Annotated in this window: 8 protein-coding genes; all 8 read right to left on the bottom strand. The window is 74.2% G+C overall.

What is annotated here, in order from left to right; translation table 11 throughout:
* Window positions 1-18: 18 nt before the first annotated feature.
* The 8 genes from DEI82_RS15515 to DEI82_RS15480 all read right to left on the bottom strand — a co-directional run bounded on the left by DEI82_RS15515 (window position 19) and on the right by DEI82_RS15480 (window position 6,887).
* Complete coding sequence (locus tag DEI82_RS15515) at window positions 19-828, bottom strand: BtpA/SgcQ family protein (RefSeq protein WP_181435252.1); 810 nt, start codon at window positions 826-828, stop codon at window positions 19-21.
* Window positions 829-1,039: 211 nt separating this feature from the next.
* Window positions 1,040-1,741 (bottom strand): NTP transferase domain-containing protein, encoded by a 702-nt coding sequence (locus DEI82_RS15510; protein ID WP_258372107.1) that lies wholly within the window; start codon window positions 1,739-1,741, stop codon window positions 1,040-1,042.
* Window positions 1,738-2,658 carry a factor-independent urate hydroxylase gene (gene pucL / locus DEI82_RS15505; RefSeq protein WP_111037532.1) on the bottom strand — a complete coding sequence of 307 codons (921 nt, stop codon included), beginning with the start codon at window positions 2,656-2,658 and terminating at the stop codon, window positions 1,738-1,740. Before pucL ends, DEI82_RS15510 begins: the two co-directional genes overlap by 4 nt.
* A gap of 4 nt (window positions 2,659-2,662) precedes the next feature.
* Complete coding sequence (gene uraH, locus DEI82_RS15500) at window positions 2,663-2,992, bottom strand: hydroxyisourate hydrolase (RefSeq protein ID WP_111037531.1); 330 nt, start codon at window positions 2,990-2,992, stop codon at window positions 2,663-2,665.
* Entirely contained in the window at window positions 2,989-3,483 is a 495-nt protein-coding gene (uraD, locus tag DEI82_RS15495) for a 2-oxo-4-hydroxy-4-carboxy-5-ureidoimidazoline decarboxylase (protein ID WP_111037530.1), read from the bottom strand. The genes uraH and uraD overlap by 4 nt, the downstream gene beginning before the upstream one ends.
* Complete coding sequence (locus DEI82_RS15490) at window positions 3,470-4,369, bottom strand: MurR/RpiR family transcriptional regulator (RefSeq protein WP_111037529.1); 900 nt, start codon at window positions 4,367-4,369, stop codon at window positions 3,470-3,472. The genes uraD and DEI82_RS15490 overlap by 14 nt, the downstream gene beginning before the upstream one ends.
* The gene (locus DEI82_RS15485; protein ID WP_258372106.1) at window positions 4,366-5,643 is read right to left on the bottom strand and encodes an allantoate amidohydrolase; all 1,278 of its coding nucleotides are present in this window, start codon (window positions 5,641-5,643) and stop codon (window positions 4,366-4,368) included. The genes DEI82_RS15490 and DEI82_RS15485 overlap by 4 nt, the downstream gene beginning before the upstream one ends.
* Window positions 5,640-6,887, bottom strand: a complete 1,248-nt coding sequence (locus DEI82_RS15480; RefSeq protein ID WP_111037528.1) for an alanine--glyoxylate aminotransferase family protein — start codon at window positions 6,885-6,887, stop codon at window positions 5,640-5,642. Before DEI82_RS15480 ends, DEI82_RS15485 begins: the two co-directional genes overlap by 4 nt.
* Window positions 6,888-6,907 lie beyond the last annotated feature (20 nt).

Genomic DNA, 6,907 nt, shown 5'->3' with positions numbered 1-6,907 from the left:
GGCAGGTGTCGCCGGGCGTCAGGCGGCGGCGGGCACGAGCGCGCGGCCGAAGGCGGCGGCGACCGCGGGGTCGACGCGGGCGTCCGGTGCGCTCGACCGCTTGATCGCGCTGCCGAGGATCGCGCCGTCCGCCCGGGCGACGGTCTGCGCGATGGTGTCGAGCCCGACGCGGCCACCGACGACGAAGGGCGCGTCCAGGGCGGTCGCGCGGAGGCCGTCGATGTCGTCGAGCGCGTCCTCGACGCCGCTGTCCCGGGTGACGACGAGGACGTCGGCGCGACCGAAGGCCCGGGCCTCCTGCGCGGCCCACGCCGCGCTGCCCGCGAGTGCCAGGCTCGTCGCCTCGTGCACGTCGGCCCAGACCTCGACGTCGCTGCCGAGGCGCTGGCGCATCGCGGCGACCTCGTACGCGCAGCCCTCGATCCAGCCGGTCGGGCCGACGGAGACGCCGGTGAGCACCTTGACGCGGACGAACGTGGCGCCGATCGCGTGGGCGATGGCGACGGCGCTCGCGCCGTCGTTGTGGCCGACGACGACACCGACCGGGACGTCGACGGCCCCGACGACCGCGGCGCCGACGACGGACAGCGCCGCGACCGTGGGGGCGTCGACACGCGCGGCCTGGGGCATGTCGCTCGCGTCCTGCACCATGACGTGGGTGAAGCCGGCGTCCTGCAGGGCGCGGGCGTCCTCGGCGGCGCGCACCGCGATGTCGGCGACCGGGACGCCCGTGTGGTTCACGGCACCCGGGAGCGGCGGCAGGTGCAGGACGCCGACCAGGCGGAAGCCGGTCGGGTCGGCGTCGGGGTGGCGCAGGGAGTCGGTCACGCGGAGTGCTCCTCGGGGTGGAGGGGTGGGTGACCAAACGGTATACAGAACCGTGTTTCCGGGGTGTGAACGCGCGTTACCGGCTCGTGAAGCGATACTGGACGCGGTACTGGGGCGTGAGGGAAACCCCTGCTGAGGAGCAGTTTCGAGCCGCCGTCAGGAGCTCGGCGGAGCGGTCAGGATCGCGATGTCGTGTATACGAGGAACCGGGTCAGGGCGTCGGTCCGGCCGGCCGGTCGTGGTCGGCACCGTCCCACAGGTCACCGCACTCGACCCGCTCCACCCCGTGCGCGCGGAGGTAGGCTCCGGCCCCGCGGTCGCCGTGCAGGGACGCCGCGAGCGGTGCCCAGTGTGCGCGCCCGACGAGCACGGGATGCCCGGGTCGGTCGCCGAACACCGCCTGCCGGAGGCGGGCACGGCGGCCTCCGTGCGGTCCGGAGGGACCGGGCGGGTCCACCTCGAGCAGGCGTCGGACGGCAGCGACGGGGAGCTCAGGGAGGTCCACGAGGGTCACGAGGACCGCGTCGACGGCGCCTCGTGCACCGTCATCGTCACACGAGCGGTCGTCGTCACATGAGCGACCGTCGGGTGCGCGGTCGCCGTCGGCGACCGCGACCAGTCCGGCGCGGAGCGACGCCCCCAGCCCCTCCGCCCAGGTGTCGGCGACGACGACCCGGACGGCCGGATGGTCGGGTACGAGCGGCCGTGCGACATCGGCGGCCGCTCCGAGGACCACGACGACGGTCCCGCAGCCACCGTCGAGCAGGGTCCGGACGGCGCGCTCGACCCAGGGGCGTCCGTCGGCACCCCGGACGAGTGCCTTCGGTCGGCCCATGCGGGAGCCTGCGCCGGCGGCGAGCACGAGGCCGACGACCGTGCTGCCGGGACGCTCCCCGGTGGCGTCGGTGGTCACACGAACCCGGGCACCGACGTCCACGCGGCGGGGGCCTCGGCGACGCCGTCGCGGACCACCGAGCCGGAGATGAGTCCGTACGGGCGGTCGGCGGCGTAGAACACCTCGTTGGGGTTGTCGAGGCCGAACGGCGCGAGGTCGACGAGGAAGTGGTGCTTGTTCGGCATCGAGAAGCGGACCTCGGCGATCTCGGGGAACGCCTCGATCGCGGCGCGGCCCATCGCGAACAACGTCTGCTGCAGCGCGTACGAGTGGAGGTCGGCGAAGGTCGCGAGCATGCGTTCGAGGACGCCCGCGTGGGTGGCGTTCCAGTCGATGCCCGCCTCGACCGCCTCGGGCAGGTACCGCCAGCGCGCCGTCACCGAGGTCGCCAGGATCCGGTCGTCGGTCTCGGCGAGCGTGGTGTAGCGGTCGCGGGGGAACCCGTGGAACTCGCTCCCCGTCGACTTGAGCACGGTCAGGTCGGTCACGCCCGCGAGGACGTGCACGTCGTCGCCGTCGACCTGCACGACCGCGGTGCGGGTGCCGCTGCCGGCGCGGACGAAGGCGTGGTCGTGGTCGCGGCCGTCCACCGGGATGCGCGCCCACCCGTGCTGGTCCGCGGTCAACGTCGCGCCCTCGTACCAGTCGAACGCCCTCGTGAAGTGTCGGCCGAGACGGAGCAGGAACTCCTCGGGGCTGTGCACGCCGTGCTCGCGGGCGAACGCGTAGACCGTGTTCTTCTGCGTGTCGGTCGCCACCACCTTCGCGTTGTCGCCCGACGTGTACGAGTCGGCGAGGGCGGCACCGCGGAGCTGCGTCGTGATCGTCAGGTCCTCGATCTCGTGCCGGTCGGTGTCCCGCGTCACGCGGACGAGGCGGACCTCGGCCTTGCCGTACTGGTTCGGGCCCAGGTGCACGCTGGATGTGTCGGTCATGGGGTCAGCTCCCTCGGTAGGTGGAGTAGGCGAACGGACTGATGAGCAGGGGCACGTGGTAGTGGCCCGCCGGGGGTTCGGGCACGACGAAGGTGACGTCGACGCGCGGGTGGAATACGGGGAACCCGAGTCGCGCCCAGTGCTCCCCCGTGGCGAACGTCAGCGTCCACGCGCCGGGCGGCAGGAGGTCCGGGCCGAGGTCCCCGACCCGGCCGTCCTCGTCCGTCGTGCCGACCGCGACCACGGAGCCCGCGGCGTCGGTGAGCGTGACGGCGATGCCCGCGGCGGGCCTCCCGTGCGTCGTGTCGAGGACGTGGGTGCTGAGGTGGCTCATCCGATGCTCCGTTCGAGCCGGAGCAGGGCGATCGCGCGGAGCTGCTCCGCGACCTCGGCCCGCTCGGTGTCGTCGTCGTCGTCGAGTCGCCGTCGGAGCTCGGCGAGGATCTCGGGGGCCGTCCGGCCGGCGGCGCGGATGAGGAACACCCGGCCGAACCGCGCCTCGTACGCGACGTTGCCGTCGCGGATCGCGGTCGCGGTCGTCGCGTCCGCGTCGGCGGAGGCGGCCTGCTCGGTCCGTGACGCCGCGGCGCTCGCACCCGTGCCGGTGGGCCGGTCGCCGATGCGGGGGTGGTCGGCCAGCGCGGCGTCGACCTCGTCGTCGGTCCAGCCGGCCGCGAGGTCGCCGGCGCGCTGCGCGAGCGCGGCGGCGGTCGCGTACGGACGGGCGGCCACGACCGCGTCCACCCAGCGCGGGACGTCGGCCCAGCTCCGGACGAGCGCCGCGGCGGCGTCCGGGTCGAGGGCGTCGAACTCAGGCACGTCCATGGCGGTCCTCCCCCGGGTGCCGCTGCGGGCCTCCCGGTCGTCCTGTGGGGCGCCGACGGTCGCCCTCGTCGAGTTCGCCGAGCGCGGCGTAGGTGCTGGCGATGGCGGCGACGCGGTCGCGTCCCGCCGGTCCGCTCGCGTCGTACACGTCGTTCGCGATGGCCGCGACGACCGCCGCCATCGCGGCGAGGCTGTCGAAGGCGGACGGCGAGTCGACCGGACACAGCACGAGGGTGCGTGCGGACGCTGCGAGCACCGCCGCGGTCGGGTCGGCGATGACGACGACGTCGGCACCGTTCGCGACGCACTGCTCGACGAGCGCGCCGACCACCGCGGCGTGCCGACGCACGGTCACGACCACCACGAGGTCCTGTGCCCCGACGTCGGTAACGTCCTCGCCGACGCTCTGGCCCGCGGAGGGAGCGAGTCGCACGTCGGCGCGGACCTGGGCGAGCTGGGCGCGCAGTTGGAGCGCGATCGGATGGGCGTTGCGGACCCCGACCACGGTGACGCGTCGGGCGTGCACGATGCGGCGCGCGAGTCCCGCCCGGTCGGCCCGGCCGAGGGAGGCGAACGCGGCGTCGAGGTTCCGGCGTTCGACCTCGCGCGCGTCGACGTGCGCGGCGTCCTCGGCGGACCAGGGCAGACCGGCACCGCGGGCGGCCATGAGTGCCTCGCGGACGTCGGCGGCGTCGCGGTAGCCGAGCGCGCGGACCAGCCGGCTGACGGTCGCTTTCGACGTGCCGGCCTCGGCCGCGGTCTCCGCCGAGGTGCGGAGGACGAGGAGCTCGGGGTCGTCCCGGACCACGGCCGCGACCCGTCGTTCGGCCGGGGTGAGGTCGTCCCAGACCCGGGCGATCCGACTCCGGAGGTCCGGCGCCGTCACGGGCCGACCTCCGCCGCCGCCAGCGCCTCGACCGCGGCGACGAGCGCGTCGAGCCCGAGGGCGATGTCCGCCACCGACACGAACTCGTCGGGGTGGTGGCTGATGCCGTCCGGGTTCCGGAGGAACAGCATCGCGACGTCCGTCACGAGGCCGAGCGACATCGCGTCGTGGCCCGCCTTCGAGAACAGCTCCGGTGGGGTCGGTTCGCCGGTCGCCCGGATGCCCGTCCGGACGGCGTCCATGAGCCGCGGTGCGCAGAACACGGCGGGCGCGGCGTGCACCTCGGTCGGCGTGATCGTCAGGCCGCGGCGGTCCGCGATCCGGTCGAACTCCGCGACCAGGGCGTCCCACACACGGTCCCGTCCGTCGTCGAACTCGCCTCGGAGGTCGACGGAGAGCCGCGCGTGCCCCGGGATGACGTTCACCGCGCCGGGTTCGACCGTCATGGTGCCGACGGTACCGATGTGCTGCTCGGCCACGCAGGTCCGTTCGACCGCGAGGGCCACCTCGGCCGCGCCGAGCAGCGCGTCGTGGCGCATCTCGTACGGTGTCCCGCCCGCGTGCCGGGCCTCCCCGACGACCTCGACGCTGAACCGTCGCGCAGCGGCGATGCTCGTGACGACACCGAGTGCCTGCCCGGACCGGTCGAGGAACGGGCCCTGCTCGATGTGGGCCTCGAGGTACCCGGCGAGCGATCCGGCGTCGACGGCGGCCTCCCCGACCCGGGCGGGGTCGAGCCCGAACGCGGTGAACGCGTCGCGCAGCGTCGTGCCGTCTCCGTCGGCGAGGTCCCACCACGCGTCGTTCCACACGCCGGCGACCGCGGAGGAACCGAGGAGTGCTTTGCCGAAGCGGGTGCCCTCCTCGTCCGAGAACGCGACGACCTGGATCGCGAACGGCAGGTCGTGGACGCGGTCACCGAGCATCTCGACGAGCGCGATGCCCATGAGCACGCCGACGATGCCGTCGTACCGTCCGGCGTCCACCACGGTGTCGAGGTGCGAGCCGACGAGGAGCACCGGTCGGGGATCACCGTCGGCACCGAGCGCCGCCACCCGTCCGTGTAGGTTGCCCGCGGCGTCCTGCCACGTCCGCAGCCCCGCCTGCTCCATCCACCCGGCCGCGATCGTGTTCGCCCGCGCGTGCTCGGCGGACAGGTACACGCGGCGGATGCCGCCCTCCATCGAGGTCACGGCGGCGAGCTCGTCGCAGCGGTCGGCGATCGTCGCGGCCCGTGCCGCCGCCGGACGGGAGGCGCGGGTCGGCTCCGTCACCGTGCCTCCCGGTCCACGGTCGGCGTCGCGCGCACGCCCGCGTAGACGTCGAGCGCGGCGTCCACACCGCCCCCCTGCGGAACCGCGACGCCCGCACGACGGAGGCACTGCTCGAGCGCGGCGAGGGTCGTCACGACGGCGTCCTTCCGGGCGTTCACCCCCATCGTGCCGATCCGCCAGACACGACCGTGCAACGGCCCGAACGAGGTGCCGATCTCGATGCCGTGGTCCTCGAGCAGGGCGGAGCGGACCCGGTCGCCGACGACGCCCTCGGGGATCTCGACCGCGACGACGTTGTGCATCTTGTGGGCGACGTCGCCGAACACCCTGAGGCCGAGCGCGCGGACGCCCTCGAGCATCGCGGTGCCGGCCAGGGCGTGCCGGGCGGCGAAGGCATCGCGCCCCTCGTCGAGGAGCACCCGGGCGCACTCGCGCGCGGCGTAGAGCATGCTCGTGGCCTCGGTGTGGTGGTTGAGGCGTCGCGGCCCCCAGTAGTCGAGGACCATGCCGAGGTCGAAGTAGTTCGACCGGATCGGGTCGTCCTGCACGTCGTCGCCCGGCTCGCGGATGCCGGCCTCGACCGAGTGCCGTGACCGCACGACCGCGACGGCGGCGTCGGACAGGCTGAGGGGCGCACTGCCCGAGGGGCCGGACAGGCACTTCTGCAGGCCCGCGGTGACCGCGTCGATCCCCCAGGCGTCCATCTCGAACGCGTTGCCGCCGAGGCTCGCCGTGGCGTCCGTGTAGAGCAGGACGCCGTGCCGGGCGCAGATCGCGCCGAGCTCGTCGAGCGGTTGGTTCATCGTCGTCGACGTGTCGCCCTGCACGATCGCCAGGACCGTGGGCCGGGTCGCGATGATCGCCTCCTCGATCACGGACGGCGGGAACACCTGGCCCCAGTCGGTCGTGATCGTGTGCACCTCGGCCTGCGCGCGGGTGGCGATCTCGACGAGCAGGTGGCCGAAGCGCCCGAACACGGGCACGAGCACCCGGTCACCCGGCGCCAGCAGGGACACGAGCGCGGCCTCGATCCCGGCGCGCGAGGTGCCGTCGACGAGCACCGTGGCGTCGTTGTCGGTGCCGAACACCTGGCGGTACAGGCCCTGCGTCTCGGTCATCGTCGCGGTCATCCACGGGTCGTACTGCCCGACGAGCGGGGTCGACATCGCCCGGAGCACGCGCGGGTCCGCGTTGACCGGGCCGGGACCCATGAGGAGTCGTGCGGGCGGGTCGACTGGCTGCATACGTGTTCCTTCCGTTCCAG

Origin of the sequence: Curtobacterium sp. MCBD17_019, from assembly GCF_003234555.1 — a bacterium.
Taxonomy (GTDB): domain Bacteria; phylum Actinomycetota; class Actinomycetes; order Actinomycetales; family Microbacteriaceae; genus Curtobacterium.
The sequence above is the reverse complement of the archived record's forward strand: the minus strand, read 5'-3'. Positions and strand labels throughout refer to the sequence as shown.